At 59.2% G+C, this 1,945-nt stretch carries 1 pseudogene; it reads right to left on the bottom strand.

Annotated elements, in window-relative coordinates:
• Window positions 1-1,679: 1,679 nt before the first annotated feature.
• Window positions 1,680-1,870 (bottom strand): annotated as a pseudogene (locus BLS48_RS36510) (IS6 family transposase); the annotation flags it as partial.
• Window positions 1,871-1,945: the final 75 nt, after the last annotated feature.

The following is a 1,945-nucleotide window of genomic DNA, read 5'->3' as shown; positions in this document are numbered from 1 at the left end:
AAAGCGGTGGCGACGATAAAGCGGATCACGAGCAACTTCTGACATGGCCCATGTTCGCACATCTTCATCAGCCGTCGGTTAACTTTACGGTGCCGTTTGTGCGGCATGCTGGATCAATCAACCTATTTTCGATCCGGCCGCATAGATGAAAAATGTTGAAATTTGATCCCTGCACCAATTCCCCCGGGAGCATGATGGCATATGGATTTGGCATGGGTAGGAACGCTCGGCCGGCTGTAGGATCGGACATCCTCGATCTGGCTACAGGAGAGACGGCAATGAATCCCGGACAGGACGGTACTTCCGACGATCCCGCCCCGAACCCGACGCAGTGGTTAGAAGACTTGACCGGTGCACAGGGCACGGAAGCGTGGATGCAGCACTACTACTTGCTGCAGCAACAGCAGCAAGCGGGGCAACCAGCCGTGCCACAGCAAGCAGCAGCCGAAAGACCGCTGACCCGCGGGCGCCCTTTACGTTATATTGTCTCTGATGAAGACGAGGCCCTCATCAAGGCGGCAGCTGGGGCGGCAGTGGCTAGCGGGATGAGACCGCGCCTCTCCCAAACCTATTGCAGCAGTCTCCGTGCCTTGTCTGAGGCGCTGCGGCCTTTAGGGCTGAGTCTTGCTGGACTTGATGGCGATTCGCTGCGCCAATATGCTAAAGAGGTTCTCCCGCACGCCTCGCAGGCGGTGGGTATGCTTGAGAGGTACAGGCAGGAGAGTTCAGGCGCTGGGGAAGGCAGCTCTCGGCCGCAAGTGGATCGGCGCCGCACTCATATTGTCTCTGATGAAGACGAGGGCCTCATCAAGGCGGCGGCTGGGGCAGCAGTGGCTCGCGGGGCGGGACCGCGCCGCGTCCATACCAATTGTAGCAGTCTCCGTGCGTTGTCTGAGGCGCTGCGGCCTTCAGGGCTGAGTCTTGCTGGACTTGATAGCATCTCGCTGCGCCAATATGCTAGAGAGCTTCTCCCGCAAGGCGGCACGCAGGCGGTGGGTATGCTTGAGAGGTACTGGCAGGAGAGTTCGGGCGCTGGGGAAGGCAGCTCTCGGCCGCAAGTGGATCAAGCCGCACCCTCACCGTTGAGCACTGTCGATCAAGACGAGGTTTGGGCCGCGATGGATGCGGCGGATCAACCCGCTCCGTCGCCGCAAAGCTTCAACTCGGCGGAGTTTTGGGCAGGAGTGGATCAAGCCGGCCAGTTGCCCGCCGACAGTTTCAATACCGCGAACTTTTGGCAGGGGATGCCTTCATCCGCCTATTCGCCGGCACAAAGTGTAAATCAGCCAAGCCCGCCAACGTGGGATCAAGACCTCGGGGCATCGATCTTCGGCCACCAGCCAGCTCCCTTCGATTTCGGAGAGTACGTCCCCCCGAATTGGGAAGACGGCTTTCAGGCGCCGATAGACATGTTGCGCCAAATGCACTACCGCGGCCTACTCCCGAGCCAATCCCAGCAAATGATAACTATCTACATCAGAGGGCAGAGCTGCACAGCCGTGTTGGGCCCAAGAGGACAAAGCAACATTCTTCTCTACCGGCAGTAAGGCCCCAGGCATTATTGGGACATCACTGATATACGGCAAGCACTTCGGCGGCGTTGTCACGTTGTTTGCAATGTGTCCGCGTGAGGCCGACACCGCGCTTTTCAGGCAGGCAGTGCACTCACGGCTTCCCCGGCGGGCCATGGCTTGGCGTCGATGGGCTCGAATTTGTGCTGCGGAGCGGTTGGTCTGGGATGGGACGAAGAGATTTCGGACGGCGGAGAAGATCGACACGAAATGCTGCAATGAGCCGATCGACCGGAAACCCTGTCGCGTTCGTTCCCGTTTTCGGAACGGCAGGTGAGAATCTCCGCCCGGTTGCTCAAGCTGGCCGGCACTGTAAAGGGTGCTGTCACATTGATTGAGGGGTAAGGAAATTGAGGTAGCAGCGCGCCCATGAC

Source organism: Mesorhizobium qingshengii (assembly GCF_900103325.1).
GTDB lineage: Bacteria > Pseudomonadota > Alphaproteobacteria > Rhizobiales > Rhizobiaceae > Mesorhizobium > Mesorhizobium qingshengii.
The sequence above is the reverse complement of the archived record's forward strand: the minus strand, read 5'-3'. Positions and strand labels throughout refer to the sequence as shown.